Source organism: Deinococcus aerolatus (genome assembly GCF_014647055.1).
GTDB lineage: Bacteria > Deinococcota > Deinococci > Deinococcales > Deinococcaceae > Deinococcus > Deinococcus aerolatus.
Genome location: NZ_BMOL01000017.1, coordinates 25,634 through 51,199 on the forward strand (window position 1 = coordinate 25,634; position 25,566 = coordinate 51,199).

General features: G+C 63.5%; 22 protein-coding genes and 1 pseudogene. 13 read left to right on the forward strand and 10 right to left on the reverse strand.

Annotated elements, in window-relative coordinates; all coding sequences use genetic code 11:
- Positions 1–8: 8 nt before the first annotated feature.
- On the reverse strand, positions 9–752 hold the full coding sequence (locus IEY31_RS14885; RefSeq protein ID WP_188973369.1) for a hypothetical protein: 744 nt from the start codon (positions 750–752) through the stop codon (positions 9–11).
- Between the two features lie 104 nt (positions 753–856).
- On the opposite strand from IEY31_RS14885, the gene IEY31_RS14890 reads away from it, so the two are divergent.
- Complete coding sequence (locus IEY31_RS14890; RefSeq protein WP_188973371.1) at positions 857–2,227, forward strand: RNA-guided endonuclease InsQ/TnpB family protein; 1,371 nt, start codon at positions 857–859, stop codon at positions 2,225–2,227.
- A 341-nt stretch (positions 2,228–2,568) separates the two neighbouring features.
- Here IEY31_RS14890 and IEY31_RS18775 read toward each other — a convergent pair.
- Positions 2,569–3,273: pseudogene (locus IEY31_RS18775) on the reverse strand (IS3 family transposase); the annotation flags it as partial.
- Between the two features lie 772 nt (positions 3,274–4,045).
- Here IEY31_RS18775 and IEY31_RS14905 point away from each other — a divergent pair.
- The 3 genes from IEY31_RS14905 to IEY31_RS14915 all read left to right on the forward strand — a co-directional run bounded on the left by IEY31_RS14905 (position 4,046) and on the right by IEY31_RS14915 (position 6,313).
- Complete coding sequence (locus IEY31_RS14905; RefSeq protein ID WP_188973374.1) at positions 4,046–5,464, forward strand: hypothetical protein; 1,419 nt, start codon at positions 4,046–4,048, stop codon at positions 5,462–5,464.
- A gap of 211 nt (positions 5,465–5,675) precedes the next feature.
- The gene (locus tag IEY31_RS14910; RefSeq protein ID WP_188973376.1) at positions 5,676–5,903 is read left to right on the forward strand and encodes a hypothetical protein; all 228 of its coding nucleotides are present in this window, start codon (positions 5,676–5,678) and stop codon (positions 5,901–5,903) included.
- The gene (locus IEY31_RS14915; RefSeq protein WP_229723663.1) at positions 5,897–6,313 is read left to right on the forward strand and encodes a hypothetical protein; all 417 of its coding nucleotides are present in this window, start codon (positions 5,897–5,899) and stop codon (positions 6,311–6,313) included. The genes IEY31_RS14910 and IEY31_RS14915 overlap by 7 nt, the downstream gene beginning before the upstream one ends.
- Here IEY31_RS14915 and IEY31_RS19095 read toward each other — a convergent pair.
- On the reverse strand, positions 6,303–6,470 hold the full coding sequence (locus IEY31_RS19095; RefSeq protein ID WP_188973380.1) for a recombinase family protein: 168 nt from the start codon (positions 6,468–6,470) through the stop codon (positions 6,303–6,305). The two genes, IEY31_RS14915 and IEY31_RS19095, sit on opposite strands and share 11 nt — an antisense overlap.
- Before the next feature lie 199 nt (positions 6,471–6,669).
- Positions 6,670–6,924, reverse strand: a complete 255-nt coding sequence (locus IEY31_RS14925; RefSeq protein ID WP_229723665.1) for a hypothetical protein — start codon at positions 6,922–6,924, stop codon at positions 6,670–6,672.
- 153 nt (positions 6,925–7,077) lie between these two features.
- On the opposite strand from IEY31_RS14925, the gene IEY31_RS14930 reads away from it, so the two are divergent.
- The 3 genes from IEY31_RS14930 (at position 7,078) to IEY31_RS14940 (ending at position 13,435) form a co-directional block, all read left to right on the forward strand.
- Complete coding sequence (locus IEY31_RS14930) at positions 7,078–9,648, forward strand: PD-(D/E)XK nuclease family protein (RefSeq protein WP_188973384.1); 2,571 nt, start codon at positions 7,078–7,080, stop codon at positions 9,646–9,648.
- Positions 9,645–12,527: a UvrD-helicase domain-containing protein gene (locus IEY31_RS14935; protein ID WP_188973386.1), complete on the forward strand. Its 2,883-nt coding sequence runs from the start codon at positions 9,645–9,647 to the stop codon at positions 12,525–12,527. Before IEY31_RS14930 ends, IEY31_RS14935 begins: the two co-directional genes overlap by 4 nt.
- 704 nt (positions 12,528–13,231) lie before the next feature.
- Entirely contained in the window at positions 13,232–13,435 is a 204-nt protein-coding gene (locus IEY31_RS14940; RefSeq protein ID WP_188973388.1) for a zinc ribbon domain-containing protein, read from the forward strand.
- A 69-nt stretch (positions 13,436–13,504) separates the two neighbouring features.
- On the opposite strand, the gene IEY31_RS14945 is transcribed toward IEY31_RS14940, so the two are convergent.
- From IEY31_RS14945 to IEY31_RS14970, 6 genes are all read right to left on the reverse strand, one after another.
- Positions 13,505–14,809 (reverse strand): replication initiator protein A, encoded by a 1,305-nt coding sequence (locus IEY31_RS14945; protein ID WP_188973390.1) that lies wholly within the window; start codon positions 14,807–14,809, stop codon positions 13,505–13,507.
- Between the two features lie 476 nt (positions 14,810–15,285).
- Positions 15,286–16,035 (reverse strand): SDR family oxidoreductase, encoded by a 750-nt coding sequence (locus IEY31_RS14950; protein WP_188973392.1) that lies wholly within the window; start codon positions 16,033–16,035, stop codon positions 15,286–15,288.
- A complete protein-coding gene (locus IEY31_RS14955) occupies positions 16,032–16,598 on the reverse strand; it encodes a dTDP-4-dehydrorhamnose 3,5-epimerase family protein (RefSeq protein WP_188973394.1) in 567 nt (188 codons plus the stop codon). Before IEY31_RS14955 ends, IEY31_RS14950 begins: the two co-directional genes overlap by 4 nt.
- Positions 16,595–17,497, reverse strand: a complete 903-nt coding sequence (rfbA, locus tag IEY31_RS14960) for a glucose-1-phosphate thymidylyltransferase RfbA (protein ID WP_188973396.1) — start codon at positions 17,495–17,497, stop codon at positions 16,595–16,597. The genes IEY31_RS14955 and rfbA overlap by 4 nt, the downstream gene beginning before the upstream one ends.
- On the reverse strand, positions 17,494–18,531 hold the full coding sequence (gene rfbB / locus IEY31_RS14965) for a dTDP-glucose 4,6-dehydratase (protein ID WP_188973398.1): 1,038 nt from the start codon (positions 18,529–18,531) through the stop codon (positions 17,494–17,496). The genes rfbA and rfbB overlap by 4 nt, the downstream gene beginning before the upstream one ends.
- Positions 18,532–18,920: 389 nt before the next feature.
- The gene (locus tag IEY31_RS14970) at positions 18,921–19,370 is read right to left on the reverse strand and encodes a hypothetical protein (RefSeq protein ID WP_188973400.1); all 450 of its coding nucleotides are present in this window, start codon (positions 19,368–19,370) and stop codon (positions 18,921–18,923) included.
- A 247-nt stretch (positions 19,371–19,617) separates the two neighbouring features.
- On the opposite strand from IEY31_RS14970, the gene IEY31_RS19100 reads away from it, so the two are divergent.
- The 6 genes from IEY31_RS19100 to IEY31_RS15000 all read left to right on the forward strand — a co-directional run bounded on the left by IEY31_RS19100 (position 19,618) and on the right by IEY31_RS15000 (position 25,566).
- Positions 19,618–20,010 carry an IS3 family transposase gene (locus IEY31_RS19100; protein ID WP_188973402.1) on the forward strand — a complete coding sequence of 131 codons (393 nt, stop codon included), beginning with the start codon at positions 19,618–19,620 and terminating at the stop codon, positions 20,008–20,010.
- A 111-nt stretch (positions 20,011–20,121) separates the two neighbouring features.
- Positions 20,122–20,397, forward strand: a complete 276-nt coding sequence (locus IEY31_RS19105) for an integrase core domain-containing protein (RefSeq protein WP_188973404.1) — start codon at positions 20,122–20,124, stop codon at positions 20,395–20,397.
- A gap of 95 nt (positions 20,398–20,492) precedes the next feature.
- A protein-coding gene (locus IEY31_RS14985; RefSeq protein WP_188973406.1) for an IS3 family transposase occupies positions 20,493–21,610 on the forward strand; the annotation gives its coding sequence in 2 pieces (ribosomal slippage) (positions 20,493–20,745 and positions 20,745–21,610; 1,119 coding nt in all).
- A 372-nt stretch (positions 21,611–21,982) separates the two neighbouring features.
- Positions 21,983–23,260: a sugar transferase gene (locus tag IEY31_RS14990; RefSeq protein ID WP_188973407.1), complete on the forward strand. Its 1,278-nt coding sequence runs from the start codon at positions 21,983–21,985 to the stop codon at positions 23,258–23,260.
- Positions 23,261–23,281: 21 nt separating this feature from the next.
- Positions 23,282–24,607 (forward strand): nucleotide sugar dehydrogenase, encoded by a 1,326-nt coding sequence (locus tag IEY31_RS14995; protein WP_188973409.1) that lies wholly within the window; start codon positions 23,282–23,284, stop codon positions 24,605–24,607.
- Entirely contained in the window at positions 24,604–25,566 is a 963-nt protein-coding gene (locus tag IEY31_RS15000; protein ID WP_188973411.1) for a Gfo/Idh/MocA family protein, read from the forward strand. The genes IEY31_RS14995 and IEY31_RS15000 overlap by 4 nt, the downstream gene beginning before the upstream one ends.

Consider the following 25,566-nt stretch of genomic DNA (forward strand, 5'->3'; position numbering starts at 1 on the left):
CGCTTGCGTCACCGGAGCCCAGAGTGGAACGGCTCGATCCTGGGCTGTGGCACAGGCAGGGTGATGAGCCGGAGCGTGGGGTGATGCGCAATGCCGCCAACTTTGTGCTGGCGGGCGAGCAGAGATTCGAATGGGGCAGGGTTTGGGACCACGAGCAGGAGCGGGGTCTGCCACGAGGTGATGTGGTGCTTGTGGCGTTTAAGATAGGTCTCACCCTGCTTGGGGGTGATGCCGCCGTTGGCGATACTGGCGTAGAGGCGAGGTTGGCCTGGGCGCGTGTAGGGGTTGTACAGGACGCTGTGAGATCCCCTCGAGGGCCGGTATGAAACGTTGGCGTAGGCGTTGTCCGGGATCCGGACCGTGCAACTGATGATCTCGTCGGTGTGCGTGCGCCCGGTTGGGGAGTGCGGGTACCGCCGGGAGGTCGGGGGATCGTCACTGGGTTTGTAGCCCTGGCGGTACAGCAATTCCAGGGCGTCGTTCAGGTAGGCGCGGTTGGCCACACTTGCTGGAGCATTCAAAAATGGGACGGAGGGCAGCGTGATGCGCGCGTAGGCACGGCCCTGGTCCGTAAGACCGACGACGGGGCCATAGCTTGACTGGTAGATGCGCACGAGGCCAGCAATGTTGAGGCCATACCAGTAGGTATCGAGTTCGTAATTGTTGAAGGACCGGTCAAGGTGTTCGGCGCTCAGGGCCCCCCTGGCGGCGAGGTACCAGAAAGCGGCGGCCTCCGTGTCGGTCAGGTTCATGCTTGTGCTTCCCGGACACCCGTGACTTCAGTCATGGGAGGAGGGGAGCCAGCCGCGTTGCGGCTGGCTTGGTTTTCACCCAGTGTCATCATATCGTCCTCCATGTGAAGGTTGTCCGCACCGCCAAACTGAAGCTGATCTGCTCTCCTGAGCAGAAAGCGGCGCTTGACGTGGTGACGTTCGCCTTCCGTGACGCTCAAAATACCTGCTCGAAATGGGCTTTTGAGAACGCCAAGACCGCGTCCAATAAAAAGATCCACGACGCGTGTTACGCCACGCTGCGCACTCAGCACGGACTGAGTTCTCAACTGGCCTGTTCGGCCGAGCGTCTTGTGGCTTCGACGTACAAGGGTCTGTGGACACGGACCATAGACGCCGCCAAGCGCCGCCGGGAGGCTGTGGCCCGCAAAGCCAGCGGGCAAAAGATTCGTATTCCGTCCCTGTATAAAGGTCTGGATTCGGCTCCGCTGTTCAAGGCCCGCACGCTGGAATACCAGCTGGGCCGGGATTACAGCTTCAAGAAAGACCAGCACGTGTCTTTGATGACGTTGGAAGGTCGTCTGTCGTTGCCGTATGTCGGCTGGAACCGCCATGTGGCTGAGCTTGGGCTGGCAGACACGGTGATCGGCGCGGCCAAGCTGTGGTATCAGAAATCCAGAAAGCAGTGGTATCTGCTGGTCAGCTTTACGGTTGAACTGCCTGAACCCAAATCCAGCGATTTTAAGCAGGTGGTTGGGGTTGATGTGGGGCAGCGCTTCCATGCGGTGACCAAAGTGAACGACCCGTCCCGGGTCGTTCACGCGGTGCTGCATTCGGGTGCGGAGCACGACCGCCGCAAGCGCACGTATGAACGGAACAGAAGCAATTTGCAGGCCAAAGGCACCCGGTCCTCGAAGAAGCGTCTCGCTTCCCTGAGTGGCCAGGAGAGACGGTTCACAGCCTGCACGAATCATCAACTCGCCTCCAGGATTATTCAGGCCCACCCCCATGCATTGATCGGTATGGAAGATCTCGTTCACCTGCGCGACCGGGTGGAGCGCCGTTCCTCGAACAAAGCCTCTAAAAAGCGCAAAGCGGCCAACCGACGTTCTTCGCAGTGGAGTTATGCCGAGCTGCGCCGTTATGTTGGGTATAAAGCGCAGCTTACCGGTAGTCTGGTGGTGGCGGTGGACGCGTACATGACCAGTCAGACGTGTCCGCCTTGCGGACACGTCAGCCGGGAGAACCGGCCAGGAAATGGAGTCAGGTTCGTGTGTCAGAGCTGCGGCTTTGAGGAACATGCGGACGTGGTGGGCGCCATGAATATCGGGATGCGGGCGAGTTTTCTCAAGCAACAGTGGTCTTTTACGGGGTGCCTGTCAGCCACCCCCGTCCTCTCTGGGGACGTAGATGTTCCGCGTGATGAAGTCGAAGCCAGGAGGGCGGCGCGAGCCATCTTTCTGGAGTTGAGATGGAGCGTAGGGACAAGCCCGTGACTTCAGTCATGGGTCGTTGACGCGGTGATCGTACGTGGAAACTGGCGGTGCGGCGCGTGGTGCGTGGTACTGCTGCAGACAGGCTGTTCTGACGACTTCGGGGGCGTGTGCGGGCCGTGGATGGGCCTGCAACGATCTCTGAAGGGGAAATCATTGGGGATTTTTGGGGGTTCGGTGACCCTGTTCAGTTGTCTAGAAGAAATACATTTAAGATAAAGAGCCGCCCCAGAAGGGTCTGCTTAGCACCTTCCGTACCGGACAATTCCACATTGAGACCGTAATGGACAGCAAATCCCCGAACGTGTGGTTGGTTGCGCACAGTGGGCTGGCCCCAAAAGTTGGACGTCGAACTGACGGTCCAAGAGATTCGGGCGGACCGCAAAGGGATGGGCACTGTCCGTTGCGCGTACCCAGCGTCGTTCGCCTCTGGCCCGCAGACCCCCAGTACGCATCGGGCGGGCGACACGCTTCCTGGAGATACGAATCCCCTCTGCCCACACCTCTGCGCATTCACGCAGAGCTCCGGAGCGCCTTTTGCGGAGTTGATAAATCTCCCGGATGCGCTGCTCCAGCAGCGCATCTCATTGCTATTGGTTGGAGACAGGCCTTCTTTGCCAACTGTGGTCCCCGCTCACGGAGACCTCCAGCACGCGACACCTCACATCCAGACGGTATTGCGTACGGTGCTCGGAGGTGAAGCGGTACCTCAGCGTGTGGTTTCTCTGGCAAAGAAACGGGCAAGCGTCCTCATGGGCGTCTGTTCTGCCCAGGACAGGCGGCGATTTTTTTTGGATTTCCCGCTCATACCGCAGAATTTCGTTTTCTTTACGGAGCCGTCTGATCTCCTGTTGCTCCGGGGGCAGATTTTGCTTTGTCTGGCCAGGGAAAGCGGCTTCACCCTGTTCTTATTCGGGCGTCAGCCACTTGCGAAGCAGTGAGGAACGCTCGTCTGGCTCGCGCGCGGTGCGGGTAAGTTCGCCGCCCGTTCGGGCGAGCTGAACAGCATCTCGCTTGAATTCGGCGGAATGGATTCTGCAGTGGGTCATGGTGGTGCCTCCTCTTGTCGAGGTTTATCTCCATCTGCACAAAACCGGGTCACCCTCAACTTCATTCTGATCAAAGTACCCCCACTGGGGGCTTCAGCTTGCGGGTGAACCCATCTGCAGATACAATGCACGCTAGTGCGTGTTTTTTAGCACGGTGCCCTCATTGCGCCACGCGAGATTGTTAATAAGAAAATCGCTTCATTCGCTGAGACGTCGGCCAGTTACCGTTGTTAGGTAATTTTGAACGACTGTTATCTACCACAACACGCCGCTGGAATCGATCAGTTCGGGTGATGCTCGTCTCACTTTGTCGTGCATCAGAAGTGAATGTACTTCGTAACGGTGCCGGCGCCTGCCTTACCAACAGGCGCGGTTCAGGCAGGCGCCGGCAGGGTCGATCCAAGGACTAAGGCTGTGAAGAGCAGTTGGTTTCAGGCCGCCATTGCCAATCAATCGCGTTATGCTGTAAACGTCCCGGAGGTCAACGCGTAATTGACCAAAGGGAAAACCCCCCGTGGGAGCTGGCCGGCTCGTAATCCACAGAGGGTATCCACCCAAGTTAAGTTGCCGCCTGATGCGGTGGCTTTCGCCTACCCATAGGATACGCGCCCTATGGGGTTCGGTCAACAGAGGCCGAATGGCTCTCCAGAACGGGAGCGAGGAGACGCGCCGGAGAACAAGTGATCACCTACCAACCGCCATACGGCGAGACTGCGCGATTCAGGAACAACGGCCCCTGCCCCCACCACAACCATCAATCTGGCGGCGAGGCATGAGCGGCGCAGTTGTCACCAGCAGCGGGGACCACCACCGTGGATTTCACCAGTGCCCTAACGTCCTGCGCGACAAATACGCCGGTAAGATCGGCGTGGACGGTTACGGATACATCAACTACCTGATGAGCTGGGCCAATACGCATGCCACGCTGTCTGTGCGCCGGATGATGGGCGACCTGGGCGTGAGCCAGAGCAAACTCTTGCGCATTCAGGCCAGCGTGCTGCAGCACTGTGGCCACTTCATCGCCATGACCCCGGGCAGCCGGGTGAACGCCAACCGCTGGCACCTGGACATGGAACGGCTCTGGGCAGAAAACGCCCTCCACTTGTCCCAATCCTACGCCGAACGCATGGCCGCCAAGGGTGTACCGGCAATCAATACACCCCCCAAAAAGGCCCGGAGGGATGTAGCGAAAATCAATACACCCGGTGTATCGCAAATCAATATAGGGGGTGTATTGATTTGCGATACGTATAAAGACAGTGTTTTAAATACACCAGAAAAGACAGGTGTAAATAACGTAACCAAAAACGCGCGCGAAGAAACTCCGCCCGTCGCGCCAGTGGCCGAGCCCAGCCCAGTGCCTCACACCACTTCTGAAGCTTCGCTTTCAAAAGATCTGGAGGCAGTGCGCGAACCAGCTGCAAGGGTGGCCGTGTTGCCGCCTGACGGCGGGGCCGCTGACGCGGCCATCACGGACTCCGAACTGGAACTCCTGTTTGGGACTGACGTAGCAAGCTCCCAGAAGACGGAACAGGCCGAATCTGGGGCAAAGGTTCCGGGTGGCGGCGCGGCGGCCCGGCTGGCCCCGGCCCCGGGCCGTGGAAACGCCCTGCGCCCGGTGGATCGCGAGGACCTGCTGGAACGCCCGCTGGCGGTGCCCTCGGACACGGTGTACCGCCTGGTCAAGGGTCTGATCGGGGGCAACAAGGCGATCGACGACGGGATCCTCGATACCCTGACGCCCGCAGGTGCCCTGCCCCGGCGTGACTGGCTGCGCCTGAGCGAGGAGGAATTAACCGACGTCCGCCGGATTGCTCAGGCCAAGGCGCAGGTAGAGAAACTCAATTTTTACAGCTGCGCGATTTTGGCTCTGGACGTGTTGATCGGTGCTCCAGTCGGTCAAACCGGCCAGCGGAGGGCATCTGCGAACGCCGTGATAGCCAACGCGGGCTGCCTCGCCCCGGCCCAGCACTTTGAAATCGTAGACCGGAGCGAGGATATGGGCAAGTTCCAGGCAGGGGCATGCTGGGTGCGGAAAGTGGATGACGTGGCCGTGATCATCGAGCGAGCCGAGCTGGTCAAGCGGCGCAGCACCGAGGGCCTGATTTACCACCTCAGTGACGGCGAGACCAGCAACGCCCTGAAGCTGATCACCGGGTATGAATTTCGCGGAACAGAAGGGGAAGCGTGACCAGGCGTGAAGAGTTCGATCGATTTCTGGACCAGAGAGGCAAGCTTGTGCGACGGACGGAGAGTGAAATCGAGCGCGCGCTGCGCTACAGCGTTGAGAACCATCTGGCACCGGGTGACCATCCGTTGTTGCCAGAGGAGCCGTCTGACACCTCTACGGCGCCCCGCTCTTGCCGCAGGTAGAGCTCAGGACGCGCTGCGGCACCTATCGAATGGACGCCGTGCTGCACTCGAAAGGCCCAAATACTCTGATCGTGCCGGACGGGCAGGTGTTTCACGGCGATCCGTTTGATGATGAGCTGTGCAGTACCCTGATCCTGCAGACCGGGCTAATCGAGCAAGTTACCCGGTTCGATGGCGCTATGCCCCGGACGACGGAGCGTTCTTCACCCGGCGTGTTCATCCAGCAGCGTTTGCCTCCAAAGCTAAGGCAGTGGTGAATATTAAGCCCACTCCAAAAGCAAGTGAGGCGGCGCCGCAGGCCGCCGGCGAGACATTCAAGATCTGGTATGACGCCAGAGTTCATACCGATGAGCTGGCACTGGATGATGACGGGGACATCCTCATCCGACCTGCGCGGTTCCGCCTACGCTCCCACCACCGCGATTTTTCGGACGGACGGATCACAGAAATGCTCGGGGTGCTGGCTGCCAGCGGTCCCCACATGGTTCAGGAGTTGGACGGTCTTTACTGGGCCATCCACCAGACACGCAGACCCAGCCTGGCGCATTGGGTGTGGAGCAATGTGCGACGTCAGCGCGATTTCGAAGGAGGACTGCGGCGAGCCGCCGAAGTGCATCAAGCCGTCGGTACGACTTCTCCCCCTGAGTCGACGTTGCCTAAGGGTTAGGCCAGTAGAGACTGGGAAACGGCAGGTCCTCCACTGCGAAGTACTTCAGCACGCGGGCGACCTGGGTGTGGTTCCAGGCCTGCCCATTCCGGGACCGGTGGTTCTCAGCATTGAACCGGGCGGCGATTTCGCGCAGGGACAGGCCAGTCTGCCGCATCAATCAGATGGAGCCATTCAGGGACACGTAGGCCAGGCGTGCTTTGCGGGCGGTGGTGGTGGCCGACTTCCCGGCACGTTCCAGGCATGGGGTGCGGACTGCACACTTTTGGCGCCGCGTGCCTTAGCCGCCGCCAGGGCGTCGCGGGTCCGGGTGCCAAAAGTGTGCAAGAGACACGAAATCATGGCAAGACCATGGGCTACTGCGGAACGCCGCGCTCGAACGCGAAAATCTCGTTCAGTTGAACGCTGCGGCCCGTCAGGTCAGACAGGCTTTCCAACAGTGAATTCACGGCCACGAGATCTATTTTTTCGATGCGTTCCTTGGCCATCATGCGGTACAGGGTGTTCTGGCCCAGCGGAAGACCGAGCTTTTCCCGGGCCGTCACCTCAACCTGCAGGACTTTCAGCTCGTTCACTTCGAGAAATGTTTTGAGGGTCAACCGGATGGCCACAGGCTCACGCTACGACACTGCAGCAGATTTGGAACGAACACTAGCGTTATCGCTTGATAAGTACTAGCGATAACGCTAGTATTGCATGCAAGACGAAGTCGGACACCCGTGCGCCAAGTCCGTCCTAAATCCACATTGCACAGGAGGTATGTCGTGACGACACACAAGACGCTGCTCCTTGGTCCGCTCCCTGGTCCACTCCTCACCGCGCTGGCCGCCCGACTCACGCCAGACATGACCCTGATCGTGCCTAACGTGCAGGCCGGCACCAGTGTGGCCCGGTACCTGGCCCTCCGCCCACGCATCCTCACCCTCACCCAGCTGGCCCGGAGCGCGCTGCGCCGGGACGGCTGGAGCCTTCTGCGGCCTGGCGAGCGCGACCGAATGATGCAGGCGCTGCTCGACGAACTGCAGCTGGAATATCTCGACGGTCTCCGGCGGCGTCCCGGAACGCTCAGTGTCGTGGCAGGGCTCATCGGAGAATTTCAGCGGGCGAACGTGACCCCGGCCGCACTGCAGGCGGTGGCGGGCTCCCCACGTGAGCGGGACGTGGCGCGTCTCTACGGGGCCTACCACTCCAAATGCCAGGCGGACAGGCGGTACGACGCGGCGGGCGCGGAACATCTCGCCGCATCATTGTCCGATTTGCCGGGCGTCCACGCCGTCGCGCACGGCTTCGCGTACCTGGACGCGGCGCAGCAGGCATTGATCAGCCGCGTGCTCCTCCCGGGGTCGGCCATGACCCTCCCGGCCGGTCCTGGCGCAGCGTCACGCACCCTGGACACCGCCGCCGCCCTGGTTTCGGCGGGCTGGGCTCCGGTTCAGGTCAATGGTGCGCCGTCTACCGTGGGTGACCGGGTCATGGCTGCAGGCCAGGGGGAGGTTGCGGTAGTGGGCCTGCGCCGCGCGGAGTACGCCGATCTCACCGCGGAGGTGCGCGGCGTTTTGCAGGTCGTCCGGGACAGACTCGAGGAGGGGGTGCCGCCGGAAGAGATCGCCGTGATTGTTCGGACCGAGGCGCGGTACGTGGAGACGCTGGCCGACGTTGCGGCCGAGTACCGGATCCCGCTTCTGAGTGGTCTGCAGCGTTCCCTGCTGGATACGGGGCTGGGGCGACTCGTGCAGGCGTGGTTGACGGCCCACACGTCGGGGTGGTCGTACGCCGCGGTGCGGGCCCTCCTCACTGATCCGCTGCTGGAGTGGCCGCCGGGCCTGGAGCGCGCCCGGCAGTTGCGGACACGCCGTCCTGCGGGCCTGAGCGCGTGGGATGATGACCTGCTGTGGCTGGCCGTGCCCGACCCCACCACGCGGGCTCAGGCCGCAGGTGTGGTGCGCCGGCTCCTGACCTGGGGCGGCGTGCCCATACGTTGCCGGGTGGATCCGGAACTCAACCGGCTGGTGGCCACCCTGCTGCGGCATTTGCCGCAAGGTGCCGCACCCTGCGAGCAGGGCGCGGCGCTGGGAAGCGTCGCGGCGGCGCTGCGCGCCGTGACCCTTCCGGCGCTGCTCACGCCCTCTGGGGTGCGGGTGCTCAATCCGCTGGGAGCGCTTGGACGGCAGTTTCGCGTTGTCGCGGTACTGGGCCTGTCGAGCGGGATTTTTCCCGCACGCCGCTCGGACCACCCACTCGTCGACGCGACGACGCGGGCGAGGTGGGCCGCCCAGGAGGTGATTGTGCCCGACGTCACCGCCCTTGCGGGCGTGGAGCACGCGTTGTTTCGGGGGTGTGTCGCCGCAGCCAGAGACGAGCTGATTGTCACCAGGCCACGCCGGGACGTCGCCGGCGCGCCGCTCCTGCCCAGCCCGTTCTGGGAGCAGTTGGCCCGGGGGACGCCCCTGGACCGCTGCCGCCTGGGGTCAGCGCTGGAGCGGGAAGTGGAGTGCCCAGGGCTCCGGGGACAGGTGGGCGCGGCCCTGGACGCCGCGCGCTCAAGGCGGGTCCTGACGCTGCACAGCGGAATGCTGCCCGGCGGATTTGATGTGGCCACCCGCACGTGGACGCTGCAGGAACTGCAGCTCGCGTCCATCTGCCGCTACCGGTGGTACGCGGAGTCTCTGCTGGGCCTGACAGACCCAGAGCGGGTGTGGGCCGACTTGCAGCGCACGGCGGTGGGTGCGGCGCTGTGCACAGGTGACGGACAGGCCCAGGCCATGGGCGCGGCTGACAGCGCACTGGAGCGGCGGGCCCACACGCTGGCCCGCACGCGGCACTGGCGTCCGGGCCGGCTGTGGGCCGCGCGCCGCCTGGAACTGCTCGGGGGCGTCCGCATGGTGTACGAGCGGCTGAGCGCCCAGGGCAGGCAGTTCGGGAACGCACGCAGCCTGCCAGCACGCTGGGCGGTCGGGGGGCGGATGCTCACGGTGCGCGCCCGCGTCGACCTCGTGGAGCTTCATGGGCGTCGTCAAGTCCCCACCGTGCTGCTGCGGGGCGAGACCGTGCCGGGGGCCCGGCTCACCCCGGGCCACGTGCTCGCGCTCAGCGTGCAGGCGGCGCGGGCCTCAGCGGGCCAGAGCGTGTCCGTGGTGAACGGCGACACCCTTCACACCCTGAATATCGTGGGCCCGCAGAAAAAGGTCCTAGCCGAAGCCCAGGAGCAACTCGCCGCCGTCGTCGAGGCCATTGCGTCCGGCGACGTGCGGCCGTCCCCCGTCCAGCCGCGCGTGTGCGGGTCTTGCCCGGTGCGCGCCGTGTGCCGTGTGGGACAACTGGCGGTGAGCGCGTGAGCGGGCCGGTGTTCACGGCCGTGCAGGTGGCCGCCATCACCACGCCGCTCAGCGTGGCAGTTAACGCGGGGGCCGGCAGCGGCAAGACCCGGGTCCTGACCGAACGGATCATCTCCTCCCTGGAACGTGGCGTGCCCCCAGGACAGATCATCGCCGTCACCTTCACAGATCAGGCGGCCGCGGAACTGCGCGGGCGCGTGCGCCGCCGGGTAGAGGAGTGCGCCGCCGCGGAACCGGAAGTCTGGCGCTCCCGGCACGCCGCCCTCGCCGGTCTTCGCATCGGCACCATCCACGGCCTCTGCGGCCAGATTGCGCGTGCCCACCCGGCCGAAAGTGGGGCGGGAATGGCGTTCGAGATCCTGGACGCCAATGATGAGCAGCTGTGGCGGCGCACCCACCTGTCCACCGTGCTCGCGTCGCTGCCGCCAGACGTGGTGGCGGCCGTACCCGGACCGCTCCGGGGGCCCGGACTTGACGCCTTGTTCCAGGACCCGGCACGCGCCCATGACGCTCTGAAACGCGCCCTAGACACTGCTCCAGACGGTGATCTCAGCCGCGCCCTGCACCCCATCTACCGCCATGTGCAAGCGGAGTTCGAAATGCTCCGCACGGCGCAGGGTGTGGCGTCGTTCGCGGATCTGGAAACCTGGGCGGCGCGGGCGCTGCAGCACCAGGAGGTTCGGGCCTACGAATGGGCGCGCTGCGCGCACCTGCTGCTTGACGAGGCGCAGGACACCAGCCGCGCGCAGTGGGCGGACATCTTGCAGCCGTTGGTGGCCGGGGGCGCGACGTTGACGGTCGTCGGAGACGTCCAGCAGTCGATCTACGCCTTTCGGGGAGCTGATTTCGCGGTGTTCGGCGACGCGGTGGCGGCGGTCCGTGCCCGGGGCGGTCTGGTGCTGGACATGGCCGAGTCGTTCCGGAGCGCCCCCGCCGTGGTGGCCGCGATCAACACGGCGAGCGCCCACCTGATGCCCGGCCCGGGACCCCGCCGCCCAAGCGCCACTGCCAGTCGGCCGCTGCGGGCCGGCCGGACCGACGCGGCGGTGGAAGCGCCCGTCGAGGTACACGTGGTGCGGGGCGAGGAGCGTCAGGCGCGGGAGACGGCGGCCGCGCGGGTGATCGCCGCGCAGTTGCAGGCGCAGCTGGGGCGGCCCGTTCACGACCGCGTGCTGGGCGGCGTGCGGCCCGCACGCTATGCAGATATGGCGGTGTTGCTGCGCGCGCGAACCCACCTGGACGACCTTGAGCGGGCGCTGCACGAGGCCGGGGTGCCGTATGCCGTGCACGGTGGCCGGGGCCTGTATCAGCGTCCGGAGGTGGTGGACGCGATGATGCTGCTGTGCGCTGTGGCGGACCCGACCGACGATGTGGCCCTGGCAGCCACGCTGCGCGGTCCGTGCGGGCAGTGGACAGACGCTGCCCTGCTCGGTCTCGCCGCCCTCAGGCAGCCAGGTCAGAGCTTGTGGCACGCGTTGTGCGGCAGCGCCGACGCGGCCCACCGCCGGGCCGTGCGGAGGCTGCGGTACTGGCGGCGAGCGGCGGGGCTGCACGGCGCGGCGCGCGTCTTGTGGCTGGCCGACCGGGCGACTGGCATGAGCGCCCAGCACGCCGCTCAGCCGGATGGAGCGCGCCGAACGGCAAATCTCCGGCGCTTCTCCGGGCTGCTGCGCGAATGGGCGCAGGCGGGACGGCGCGATCTGCGGCAGGTGGCAGAGTACCTTTGCAACCTGACCGACATGGCGGCGGCCGCCGGGGAAGCTGCCAGTCCTGTGGCGGACGCGGTGCAGGTCATGACCGTTCATGCCGCCAAAGGACGGGAGTTTCCGGTCGTCGTGGTGACCGGGCTGCTGCCCACGGCCATGCCAGACGTCCCCGTGCGGTTTGACCCGCAGTTCGGCCTGCTGCTGCGGCCTCCGCAGGGGGCCACGCCCCGCTGGACGGCGGCCCTGCTCGGCGCCCGGGAACGGGAGCAGAGCGAGCACGAACGCACCATCTACGTGGCGCTGACCCGCGCGGAAGAGCGCGTGATTGTGGTGCTTGCGCCCCGGACGGGCAAGGACGCTGCGCGGGGCCTGCAGAATGTGTTGGACGCTTTCCCGAACACATGCCCGCAGGAGTATGCGGCACAGCTTGTCCCACCAGGAACACCGCTGCCGCTCTCCGGGCAAGGCGGCCGACTGGTGCTGCCCGTCCGCCCAGGACCGGGCGCCGCACTGCCCGGCCGTCTGCCGGTCACGGCGCTTGCGGAGTATGCCCGCTGCCCGCTGGCGTTCCGCTTTCACCGTCTGGAGGGGTACTTGCCGCTCGCATGGAATGACCACCCGGCCACGCCGCGCGGGCAGACGGGCGGACGGACGGTGGGCAGCGCCGTGCACCGCGCACTCGAAGCGGGATACAGCGCCGACACTTTACCGGCGCGCTTCGGCAAGCTCACGGCCGCCGACCGGCTGGACGTACAGGACTTGTTGCGGCAGTTGGACGCCCCAGCCATCCGTCAACTTCGTGAGGGCACCTGGGCCCGTGAGGTGCCGTTCGCGCTGCCGCTGGGCCGGGTCACGCTCGACGGCATTGTCGACGCCGTTGACCCGGCGGCGGGCACGGTGATCGACTATAAGACCGATCAAAACGTCCAGCCGGAGCAGCATCTGCTGCAGTTGGCCGTGTACGCCGCTCAGTTCCATTCGCGTCAGGCTGGGTTGGTATACCTCAGGCATGGTCAGGTGCACTGGTTTGGCGCTGATGAGCTGCAGGCGGGCATGCAGCAGGTGCAGGCCTTGGTCCACCGCATGGTTGCCCTTGATCTGGCCCCAACGCCCTCCCCTGCGGTATGCGGCCACTGCGTCTACCGGGGCGTGTGCCCCTCTACGACTGAGTAACAAACATTGCGACTCTTAAGGGTGGACCCGGCGCGCGCCGGGTCCAGTCGTGCCGCGCTGAGTCTGTATTCGGTGACCCCCGTCATCCGCTTTGCAAATATAGACGGCACATCAAAACCGGGCCGACCTGACCAATTGCTCTCCCCCACCCGGCCCGGGTGCGCTCAGCGAGGATCTGGACCGCAGGAATTTCCGGATCCTGTCCCCCTTGCCGTTTAAGGTGGCCGTTCCCCACAAGGCCGCGTCCTCGGTCCCGGGGGGCAGAACATTGACGGGTCGGCTGGCAGCGTGTGTCAGCCAGCGCTCCAGCCCAAGCCTGTATGCCAGACCCCAGCCCGCCGGGTGCGGTGCACCTGCGTCAAAGTGCGGCCCGCGAAGCCGTGGAGCGTGCTGATCGCGGACCGTGAGTTCAGCCTGCAGGTGTGGTGCGGATTCCTGCGTTGGAAACGGATTTGGAGCTGTCGACGCACCCGGGACATGACCTGTATTAGTGATGAACTCGTCCGTGACCTGTTCACAAGCCTGAACCCGGGTGCGGTGCGGACGCTGTTCTGGCGGCCATCGGTCGCTGGCGGTGAGATGACCATGACCTGCTGGACCATGCCTGTGCCATTCACGCCGAGCGTCTTGACCGCAAGTGGCGCAACGGAACCTTCGTCTCGCTGAGCCGCAAACGCGCCACGTACGATCACCACCACGCGTGGTTGAGCGAACTGCTGCGGGTGGCCAGGATTCCCCTGTCGCGGATTCCCGCGGCCCTGACCAGCCAGCGGCGCAGCCGCTGCGAGGAGATCGGGGTGCGCAGGTTGAACGTTTTTGTCTGCCCGAAGTGCGGTCACACCGAAGACGCTGATCACAACGCGGCCCGGAACATCCTGAACTCGAATTGGACGGCGGAAGCTCGGTGACGCCCCGGTGCACCCACAGGCAGCACTGGCGGAGACGCTGCCCCCGCCCCCCCCCTCGTTCGGGCGACCCTACGGGGCTTCACCTGTGGCGTCGTGGACCGCTTTGATCAGGTCTTCCTTGCCCGTCGCGGCCGCGGCCAGGCGCTCGACGGCCTCGGCCGGCAACGCGGCAAGCTTGGCCAGGACGGTGGGCTGGGGTGCGCGGCCCAGTTTCACCTTGAGAATGTTGGCGACCATGCCCAGTGATTCGGCCGGTGACAGCGGCAACAACACGGGTTGCGGTTCGGGTGTTCTCCTGATCTTGGCGTGTGAGGGACCGGGACCCGGCGGGGACGTCGGCGGTGAGGCAACGTACTTGTCTGGATTCCGAACGGCGTCCACCAGTGTCGCCCCCAGCGAACGCGGCTTAAAGCCCTCGGCCAGCCGCATGCCCACCGCTTTGACCACCTCACGGATGCGGTCCGGGTGTTCGGCCACCAGGGCCTCGGCCACTGGACGCGTCACCTTCATGTCCGTCAGCAGCTTGACCAGTTCAGGATCCACCTCACCTGCAAACTCGTAGGTGATGCGGGTGTCTTCACCGGAACCCTTGTAGTTGACGTCGCGCAGGTACTTCGCCGCGATCAGATGGGCGTGGGCGCCGTCCAGGGTCCGTTTGACGTTGTTGGACCGTTGACCACTCAGGCCCGTGGCCTCCCGCCAGGCTGCCATGATCACCGGCAGTTCGCGGGCCAGTGAGCCGTCGTCACCCACCCGGTGGGCCTGCAACACCCGGTAGAGACTCCGCGCGGTCGGTTGCTTGAGGTCCCCCAGCAACTCGGCGTCAAGAATCTGGTAGAACCCCTCACGAATCGACTGCGCAAAATGGCGGGAAAACGTGACCCGGAGCGGCGCGCCCGCCTCGATGGTGCCGCCTTCCCCACTGGCACTCAGGCTGGTGTCCCGAACTGAAATACGGTCGATCAAGCGGTTGGTTTCGGTGGTGCCCCGGAATTTCCCCCCGGACTGCCGTGAAACGCGCGTCAACCAACTGACGCCCTCCAACCGCAGGAGGCTGTCCCGCAGCCTGCTGTAGGCGTTCCCACGGGTGCCCATGGGGGTGAGTTTGAGGAGGGCGTACGCCGTACACTCCACCGTGTCGTCATCGGGACACCCCGCGTCAAAGAACAGCGTCTGCAGGGCGAGCAGGACATCTGGGTCAACGCCGTGCGGCCGTCCACGGGCGGCCACGCCCTGGACATAAAAATCCCGGTCGCCGATGCTGAAGGTGGTTTCCCAGCTCTGATCGTCTCCGCTTTCACGGTTGAGGATGCTGAAGACCCCGGAACGCGCCAGGGTGAGTTCGTTGATCAACGGTTCGTTGCCCTGATGCATGATCTGATGATTATAGTGATTTTAAAAGATCTATAAAAGATTGATTGCATCATCAAGGAAAAACCAGGGACCGCGCCTGGTCGGTCTTTTTGCTGCCCCGTGACTCAAAGGTAGCGTGGCATTCCAGGGCTAAAAACTCAAAGGTAGCGATAGCTGGTCAGCCCCTGTGACTCAAAGGTAGCGTGCCTGAATGGCCCAGTTTTTCCCTGTTTGACTCAAAGGTAGCGTGGCCCAGTGCAGACCGTCTGCGCCGACAAATACAGCGTTTCGACTCAAAGGTAGCGTGCCCCATGACTCAAAGGTAGCGACAGGTCCGGCAGCGAGGTCTGAACGGCTCGGGACCCAGTGGGAGCGGCTTGAGCGATTGGCCGCATGGTGGGGGAGCGTTCAGAGGGATGGGCAACGTCTCCGGTGCGGCGCCGTGCTGGGGGCGGTGGTCGATTGGGCTGCGGAGTACGTTCGAATGTTGACACCGGTCAGGTCCGCACGGGTGCGGCGGGCATCTGGCGGCGCAGGCGCTCCCAGCACTCAGTGTTCAGGCTCACGTCTCCCGGCAGGGAGACCCCTGCCTCAGTGCGCGTGCCTTCCTGCACGTCAGGCCGGCGCCGCCGCGCCAGTTCGTAGACGCTCTTGCGCTCAGTGACGACATGCAGCACTTCATCCTCGATTTCTGCGGCATGCGCCACCGCCAGAGCAATCTGCGGCGCGATGACGTCCACGTAATCCTGTCCGGTAAACATGTCGCTATAGGCCACCGGATACTGGAACTCGCGTGGGCGAAAGCTGGTGCGGAGGATCAGGTGCCTCTCGGCGGCGCGGGCGGCTTCCTCAGCCACCAATTTGCTCAGGGCGTAGAAATTGACCACGGGGCCGGGCGTGTCGTCTTCGCGGTAGTTCCCGGTTTCACCACTGAACACATAGTCGGTGCTGATCTGAACCAGCTTCGCGCACACCACATTGGCCGCCTGCGCCATGTGACGGGTGCCCGCCACGTTGACCGCCCAGCAGCGCTCCCGGTTGCGCTCTGCGCCGCCCACGTCGGTGTAGGCCGCCGCGTGGACGATCACCTCAGGGCGTGCGCGGCAGACCACGGCCATGACCTGCGCGACGTCGGTGACGTCCAGTTCCGCCGAGGTGGGGGCAACGACGTCTATTCCCAGATCCGGCAGCAGGGCGCGCAGCTCGGTGCCCAGCCGTCCCCCGCCCCCGGTCAGCAGCACTTTCATCCCCGGTTCTCAGCCCACAGTTCAGCGCCGAAGTGGTTCCAGGGCAGGCGGCCCTCGTTGGGATCGGCCAGATCAAACTGGGCGTCCATGCTGTACAGCAGGGTGGCCCCTTCTGGTCCCGCCTGATAGCCGTGGGCCACCCCGCTGGGGATGTGGACCAGCATGGGCTGCTCGCCGCTGAGGACCAGTTTGCGTTGGACCCTCTGGGTAGGACTGTCCGCCCGGCAGTCCACCAGCCAGACCAGCAGTTGGCCGGTCAACACACACCAGAGTTCATTCTGTTCCTGTTTGACGTGGATATGAAAGGCGTTGATCCGTCCGGCAGCGGCCCACGACACGCTGATCTGGCGCGGGGTCAGGGTGCCGGGCAGGTTCTGCACGCCGGAACCGTCCAGGCGCAGGTATTCCATGAACGCGCCGTTCTCGCTGCGGTTCTTCTGGAGGGCGTGAATCCACACCCCACCGATCTGCGGCGGGGCAGGATAGGTTTCGAAGGTCAGCGCTTCCAGAGCAGGCGCGGCCAGCGGAATCGGCAGCTCGGGGCGGTTGGGTGAAGAGGTCATGCGCGGCTCCGTGTGTCCTGGGCGAGATAGATGAGGTACTGACCATACGGGTTCCTGGCAAGCCTGTGACCCAGCTCCAGCAACTGCGCAGTGTCGATCCAGCCGCTCCGCCACGCAATCTCTTCGGGCGAGGCCACCTTGAGGCCCTGGCGTTGTTCAATGGTCCGAATAAACAGGCTGGCCTCCAGCATGCTCTCGTGCGTCCCGGTGTCCAGCCAGGCCAGGCCCCGGCGCATCACCCGGACGTCCAGCAGGCCCTCTTGCAAGTAGATGTTGTTGAGCTCGGTGATTTCTAGTTCGCCCCGCGCCGAGGGCCGGATGCGCCGAGCCAGTTCCGTGACCCGCGCGTCGTAGAAATACAGCCCGGTCACGGCAAAGTCGGATTTGGGCCGGGCGGGCTTTTCCTCGATCGACAGGGCTCGCCCTGTCTCATCAAAATCCACCACACCGTAGCGCCCGGGGTCACTCACCTGGTAGGCAAACACCGTAGCGCCCTGGGTCTTGCGGCCCGCCGAGCGCATTAGGTCCGACAGGTCATTGCCGTAAAAGATGTTGTCGCCCAGGATCAGCGCGCTGTCACGGCCCCGCACGAAATCCTTGCCGATTAAAAACGCCTGGGCCAGTCCACCGGGTTCGGGTTGCACGGCGTAGTCCAGCTGCAGCCCCCACTGCAAGCCGTCGCCCAGCAGCTGCTGGAACCGCGGGGTGTCCTCGGGCGTGCTGATGATCAGGATTTCGCGGATGCCGCCCAGCATCAGGGTGGTCAGTGGGTAATAGATCATCGGTTTGTCGTAGATGGGCAGCAGTTGCTTGCTGACCGCCAGCGTGGCTGGGTACAGCCGCGTGCCACTGCCGCCAGCCAGAATAATGCCCCGCCGGTCTGAGGGCGGCGCGGTCACGACGGCGTTCCGGCCAGCCGCTCGGCGTACTGACGCTCGTAGTACTCGCGAAACTCGCCGCTACGGATCGGCTCCCACCACGTGCGGTTGTCGGCGTACCATTTCGCCGCTTCAGCGACAGCCTCTCTCGGCTCATATCTGGGTTGCCAGCCCAACGCCTTGAGCTTGTCCACGTTCATGCTGTAGCGCCGATCATGACCGGCGCGGTCGGTGACATGCCGGACCAGAGCGGGCGATTTGCCCAGGGTGTCCAGCACAATGTCGACCATCTCCAGATTGGTCATCTCGTGCCCGGTGCCGACGTTGTAGACCTCGCCAATCAGACCGTGCAGCAGCACGGTCTCGATGCCGGTGCAGTGGTCATGCACATGGGCGTAATCCCTCATCTGGAGGCCGTCGCTGTACACCGGAATCGGCTCGCCCAGAATGGCGTTGGTGGAAAACAGCGGCACGGCCTTTTCGGGGTACTGGTACGGCCCCACGTTGTTGGCCCCGCGCGTGATGGTCACTGGCAGACCGTAGGTGATGTGGTACGCCTGCACCAGTTGATCGGCGGCCGCTTTGCTGGCGGCGTACGGGCTGCGCGGCGCGAGTTTGTCGGTCTCCACGCTCTGGTGCTCGTCCCGGATGTGGCCGTAAACCTCGTCGGTGCTGATGTGGTGCAGACGAAGGCCCAGTTCGCGGGCCACTTCCAGCAGGACGTGGGTGCTGCGCACGTTGGTGTCCGTGAACACCAGCGGCCCTAGGATGCTCTGGTCCACATGGGTCTCGGCGGCAAAGTTGACGATCAGGTCTATCTGGTGGTCTTGGCAGGCCCGGCGCACGGCGTCTATATCACCGATATCGGCCACCACCAGTTTTAATCGGGGGTCTGCCCACAGATCAGCGAGGTTTTCCTTGCGGCCTGCGTAGGTGAGCTTGTCGTACACCACGATCTTGCTCTGGGGGTACCGCGCCAGCCAATAGCGCACGAAGTTGCTGCCGATAAAGCCGCAGCCGCCGGTCACGAGGAGATGTTGAGAAGTGTCGGTCATGTTGACTTCCATGGTAGAGACATCATGGCCCTCTCCGGGTCCTGCCACGCCGTCTCGCCTTCTCGGCCGTTGGGATGACACTGAGCTGAGCCAGGCAATGTTTGATCGGAGGGTCTCGGCCTGACCGTGGATAACGGCGGTTCCGAAGGGCTCCATCTCTTCCTGGGAGAGGCCAATGGCGCGGGTCAGGCTTTCAATTTTCTGCAGACCGGAGAAGACGCCAGTCCGTCCAGTCCCACCGTTTCCCGGCAGCCGCCCTTGCCCGAGACGAGAGCCTGGCAGGCGGTGCCGCACGATTTCTCCCCTTGGCAAACAATCCATTACGTCGATGCGTTCAGCCTCCCTGAAAGTTTCAGCGCCCCAAGCTATGGGTTTTACCGGTAAGACTGCTATTTCAGGATGGTAGGCATCTTGGCCAGCCACTGGTCTATCCCCTTACGCTCGTCGGGCTTCAGACCGCCCAGAAACCGGCAGCTACTCAGCTTGCGGGCCACCGTGGCGGCCGCACTGGGCTCGCTGGTCTGCTGCTCCACGCGCTGGACTTCGGCCTGCAGCCCGCTGCGGGAGACGCCCTGCTGTGCCAGCCCGATCAAACGGGCGTGGTGTTCTTCCGGTGCACTGACGATCACCGAGGCCAGCGTCAGGGCCAAGCCGCCGCGCAGCGCCTCGACCACCCCGTCGGGCCAGCCCAGGATCCGCAACTTGTTCTTGGCGAAAGACGTCCAGCTTTCGCCCAGCGGACCGAACAGGGCTTCCAGGGTGGCGGCGTCCTCGCCCGGTTCCTCCCTGGTGAGCCGGATCAGCCGGCTGCGTGCGTTGCCGCGGGAAAGACCCAGCAAAGTCTGTTGAGGACCTGTGCCTGTGCCGCGACTTCGGGTGCAGCACCGCGTCGTCCTCCGCCTGGAAGAAGAAATACGGTGAGACAAACGCCGACGAAGCCAAGCGGCGTCTTGGCCAGAACAGCACCTGTATGGGGCTTGGCCGCTTCGTCGGCTCGGGAAAAGGAAAACGCCCGACTCCTGCGTATTGCCCTGCAGCAGCGCCTCGAGATTGATGCCATGTCAGAGGGGATGGGGAAAAGCGCTAATGCCCACCGAGAAACGCGCCGTGGTCAGGCAGCTGGTCGCGGCGCACATCAAGCCCTTTTGGGCTTGTGTTCTGGTGGGCTTGCCCAAATCTTCCTGGCATGACCGCCCACAACCACGCCAGGACAGCGAACTCCGACAACAGATCCATGATCTGGCGCGCCGGTTTCCCCGCCGGGGCTACCGTTTCATCCACGCCCTGCTCGCAAGGGGGGGGGTCATCATCAACAAAAAGCGCGTTCGGCGCGTCTGGCGCGAAGAGGGACTTGCCATCGAACCCAAAGCATCCCGAAAAATCCGCACTGGTGAACAATTCCGATGCAGGCGGAGTACGCGGGTCATGTCTGGACGTACGATTTCATCTTTGACCAGACCATGGAAGGGACCACCCTGATACTCCTGACCTTGACGGACGAATTCACCCGGCAGTCCCTGGCCCTGCAGGTGGCGACGTCCCTCACCTCCAAGGAGGTCAAGGACGTGCTCCGGGACGTCATTGCAGGGCGTGGGGCGCCGCGATAACGGTTCCGCGGAGAGCTTCCATGCCCGCCTGCGGCCCGAATGTCTCAATCAAGAAATCTTCTCTTCCGCCAAACACGCCCAGGTGCTGCTCGATGATTGGGGGCGTTCTACAACGCCCGCAGACCACACTCGCCACTCGGCTACCGGACCCCAGACGAGTTTGCCGAGCAGTCCAGGGGGCGGCCGGCCGCCCCCCCTTGCGGAGACAACACCGCAAATGTGCACGTCAGCCCGTCCCTGGGGGAGCCGGGAAAGCTGATGTTGTACCCTTGACCTTGACCTGAACCCGGAGAACCTGTCCACATGAGAATGGAGCCTCTGGCATCATCGGGGAAGTCCCCCAGGAGGCCCGCAATGCGTGGAAAACGGTTCACTGAAGAACAGATTGCTTTTGCTCTCAAACAAGCGGAAACAGGCGTTTCCGTGACCGAGGTATGCCGGAAGATGGGCATCGCAGAATCGACGTTTTTCAACTGGAAGAAGAAATTCAGCGGCCTAGGGGTCAGCGAGTTACGCCGTCTCAGACAGCTTGAAGAGGAGAACCGCAAGCTGAAACAGCTGGTGGCCGATCTGAGCCTGGACAAAATCATGCTGCAGGACGTGATTCAAAAAAAGCTCTGAGGCCGGCCCAGCGCCGCGTCCTGGTCGATCACCTGCGGACGGGCTACCGGGTGAGCGAACGGCGCGCCTGCGCCGTTCTGAACGAGTGGCGGACCATCTATCGCTATCAGGGCATCGCCCGCCCAGAGGAACAACTGATCCAGAAAAGGATGACTGAGATTGCCCACACGCGGGTGCGATACGGATATCGCAGAATTCACGTCCTGATGGCGCGGGAAGGGTGGCACATCAACCACAAGCGGTTTTTCAGGCTCTACCAGCTGGCCGGGCTGAACTTGCGAATCCAGCGCCCAAGGCGGCATGTCAGCGCTGCACGTCGTGCAGCGCAACCGGGGGCAGGGCAGCAGGGTGAGGTGTGGGCCATGGATTTCGTCTCGGACGCGCTTTTCAATGGGAAACGGTTTCGGGCGCTCACGCTGATCGACACCTGGACGCGGGAGTGTCTGGCCGTGCATGTGGACCTCAGCATCAAGGGAGAGCGGGTCGTCGAGGTGGTGCAGGAAGTGAGCAGGCACCGTGGGGTGCCTGCCCGGATCCAGGTGGACAATGGCAGTGAATTCATCAGTAAAGCACTTGATCTCTGGGCGTATCAGCAGGGGGTGACTCTGAACTTTTCGCGTCCTGGACGTCCGACAGACAATCCGTTCATCGAATCGTTCAATGGCAGTTTCCGGGATGAGTGCCTGAACACCCACTGGTTCCTGTCGCTGGACGACGCCGCAGAGAAGATTGAAAAATGGAGGATCGACTATAATGATTTCAGGCCGCATTCCTCGCTGGAAAACCTCGCGCCCAGCGCGTTCCGAGCCAGGATTGCACCGACCTTTCGCCCGTCAGAGCCTCCATCCTGACCCGGACAGGTTTCTGGGATCGGCTCAACCTGAGCCGAGTCTCTACTCGAAACCGTCCAACTTTTGGGGCCAGTCCAGCGGTTACCACAAAGATGAAGTTTTCGTGTGCGGAGAAATTAATCTTCCTTTAGAATCTGTCAATTGGTGAGAACCATTGATCTAAGCGTAAATCGGTAGCGCCTCAGGGATGACAATTCTTGCCAGGTAGGATTCCGATGCGCTGCCAACGCTGCGAATCGACGCACGGATCAGTAATCGGCTCGAGCCTGAGAGTCGATAACGTAGAATAGGCACCGATTTGCGTCCTGGCACCTCAGGTTGACTCTCTTTCACCGCTCCTGGCGACAGCCTGAGGCTTTTCAGAGTATGGACGTGCGGCAACCCGAGGTTTTTTTGATTAGTAGACTCCACCCCTCTCTACACACCCGCAAGCGACTGAACCTGATCGCGGCGCTGAACTTCATCGACCTGGGCTCCGCTACCCTGTTGAGCCTTGTGATCACCCTAAGCTTCACGCCCACCCTATTCTGGACCGTTTTCTCACTGTGCATCCTGGCTACCTGGACCGCTTGGTCCCTGACGCGGGAAAGGCGCCAGGCATTGGCGTTGGATCCCTACGCGCGTGCCGTGACCACGCCCCTACTGGCTGGTGGGCTGCTGCTCGGCTTCTCGCAGCTTCCGCAGGTGGATCTTCCGTCGGGAGCCACCGGAATCTTGGTGCTGCTCTGGGGCCTCAGCATGGGCTTGGCCCGCCTGATCCTACGGCGCAACATGCCTTCCGTGATGATCGGGGTGTATCCCAGATCTGGACAGGATCTTCCTTCCGACCCGCGTGTGCATTATGTGCTCCTAGCCCAGCCCCACGACGTGCAACTGTCGGAGTTGGACGCGCTGCTGCTCGACTCGACCCGGCCACCAGCCGCGAAATGGCTCGAGCTGCTGACACACGCTCATACGGCGGGCACGCCGATCTGGACGCCCGCCTCCCTCAGCGAGGAACTGCACGGACGCGTGGCCCTGGAGCACCTGCATACCGCCCGGCTGGACCGCGTTCACTTTCACGACACCTACGCTCTCTTCAAGCGGGGCTTCGATGTGGGGGCCGTTTTGCTGGCACTTCCGTTCCTGCTGCCCCTGCTGGTGATGGTGGCCCTGCTGGTCGCGCTGGATGCTGGACGCCCTGTCCTCTTCTGGCAGTGGCGGGTGGGGCAGCATGGCTGCCTCTTCCGCATCGCCAAGTTCCGCACGATGAAGTGCGACTCCGAGCAATTTGGTGCGAAGTTTGCGGCCACCGGAGATCTGCGCGTTACCCGACTGGGCAGCTGGCTGCGCAAGTTCCGCCTGGATGAACTGCCTCAGTTCTGGAACGTGCTGCGCGGGGACATGAGCATCATCGGCCCGCGTCCGGAGCAGGAGGCGTTCGCGGAGCAGTTCGAGCGGGAGATTCGCCTATACGCAGTTCGGCACTGGGTCAAGCCCGGCATCACCGGCTGGGCCCAGGTCAATCAGGGCTACGCCTCAGGCGCGGACGAGGCGTTGGAGAAACTGCGCTACGACATGTTCTACATCAAGAATTTCTCGTTCTGGCTGGACGCCCGCATCGTCACCAAGACGCTCTGGACCATTCTCTCGGGCTTCGGCGCCCGCTAATCTGCCGTGTCTGAGGTTGCTATGACAAATATTCTCGAAATCCATCCCGCCGCTGTCCTGATCGAAAGCATTGAGAAACGCACGGCCAGAATCGGTGTCGTCGGTCTGGGGTACGTCGGTCTGCCGTTCCTGGTCGAGAAGGCCAAGGTCGGCTTCCACGTCACGGGGATCGACCGCAACCCCAAACGGGCGGAAATGGTGGCGCGTGGCGAGAATTACATCGGTGACGTCCACGATGACGACTTGCGAGACATCGTGGCGCAGGGCTTGGTGACCACGACCACTGATTTTGATGCGGTGGCCGACCTCGACGTGATCGTGATCTGTGTCCCCACGCCCCTGGACCGCAACCTCAGTCCGGACCTCAGTTACGTCAGGAGCGTGACCGCCGAGATTGCGCGCCACCTCCGTCCTGGTCAACTCATCAGCCTGGAGAGCACGACCTACCCGGGCACGACCGAGGAGGTCATGAAGCCCATTCTGGAGGCCAGTGGCCTGCGGGCCGGAGTGGACTTCTTCCTGGCGCATTCCCCGGAGCGGGTCGACCCCGGCAACGCGCGCTACACCACCAAGAACACCAACAAGGTGGTGGGCGGCAACGACCCGCAGAGTCTTGAGGTGGCGCTCGCGTTCTACCGGCAGACCATCGAGCATGTCGTGGCCGTGAGCAGTGCCAAGGCTGCGGAAATGGTCAAGGTGTATGAAAACACCTTCCGTGCCGTGAACATCGCTCTGGCCAATGAGATCGCCTTGCTGTGTGACCGCATGGACATCAATGTCTGGGAAGTGCTCGACGCTGCATTTACCAAGCCCTTCGGCATCATGCCCTTCTATCCCGGCCCGGGCGTGGGCGGGCACTGCATTCCGCTCGACCCCCATTACCTGGAGTGGAAAGCACGCGAGTACAACTTCCAGACGCACTTTATTGCCCTGGCCGGGGAAACCAACCGCAAAATGCCGGAATTCGTGGTGGACAAGGCGGCCCGGGTGTTGAACCAGGCCCGCAAGCCGCTAAACGGTTCGGGGGTCTTGTTGCTCGGTATGGCTTACAAAAGTGATCTCGACGATTACCGTGAGTCGCCCGCGCTGGAGATCTACAGGTTGCTGGAACGTGCCGGAGCACGGGTCACGTTTCATGACTCATGGACCCCTGAAGTCAATGAACACGGCGTCCATGCACACGGCGTTGCCCTGAGCGACGAGGCCCTGGAAGCCGCTGACCTCGTGATTATCACGACCCGTCACAGCGACGTGGACTACGGGCGCGTCGTGGAAAAGGCCCAGCTTGTGCTTGATACCCGCTACGCAACGCGTGGTCTTGAAAGTGAAAAGGTAATCCTGCTGTGAAGCGCTTTGCCTTAATTGGTGCAGCCGGATATATCGCTCCCCGCCACCTGAAAGCCATCAAGGACACCGGCAACACCCTGGTGGCCGCCCTCGATCCCTTTGACTCGGTCGGTATCATGGACTCGCACTTCCCGGATGCCGAGTTCTTCACCCAGCCCGAGCAGTTCGAGAGCCATCTGCATGACCTCCGCCGGGCAGGCCAGGGTGTGGACATGGTCAGTATCTGCAGCCCCAACCACCTGCATGATTCGCATATCCGGCTGGCCCTGCGGGCCGGTGCGGACGCCCTGTGCGAAAAACCACTCGTGCTGTTTCCGCAGGACATCCACAACCTCAAAGCCATTGAGGCAGAAACGGGTCGGCGGGTTTGGACGATCCTCCAGTTGCGGACGCACACGGCCCTGCTCAAGCTCAAGAGGCAACTTGACGCACAGCCTGAGTCGGGAATTAAGGACGTGGACCTCACCTATGTGACGAGCCGCGGCGTGTGGTACCAGCGCAGTTGGAAAGGCCGTCTGGAGCAGAGCGGCGGTCTGGCCAGCAATATCGGCGTCCACTTCTTCGACATGCTGACCTGGCTGTTCGGCGACGTGCAGCATGCGGAGGTGCATGAGCGCAGTGACATGGTCACGGCCGGGTTCCTGCAGCTCGAACGCGCCCGTGTGCGCTGGTTCCTGTCGGTGAATGTGGCGGACGTGCCGCAGGAGCTGCGGGACAGAGGCCAGCGCACCTACCGGTCCATCACCATGGACGGTCAGGAGATTGAGTTCAGCGAGGGCTTCACCGATCTTCACAACACCGTGTATCAGCGCACGCTGGCAGGCAACGGCTTCAGCCTCGACGACACGCTCGGCGCCATTGAAACCGTCGCGCGGCTGCGGACCCTGCCGCTGGTTCCCCCGGAGGTCACCCGCCGTCACCCTTTCCTCTCCGACACTCGTCGTCTCGTGGACGTGTGA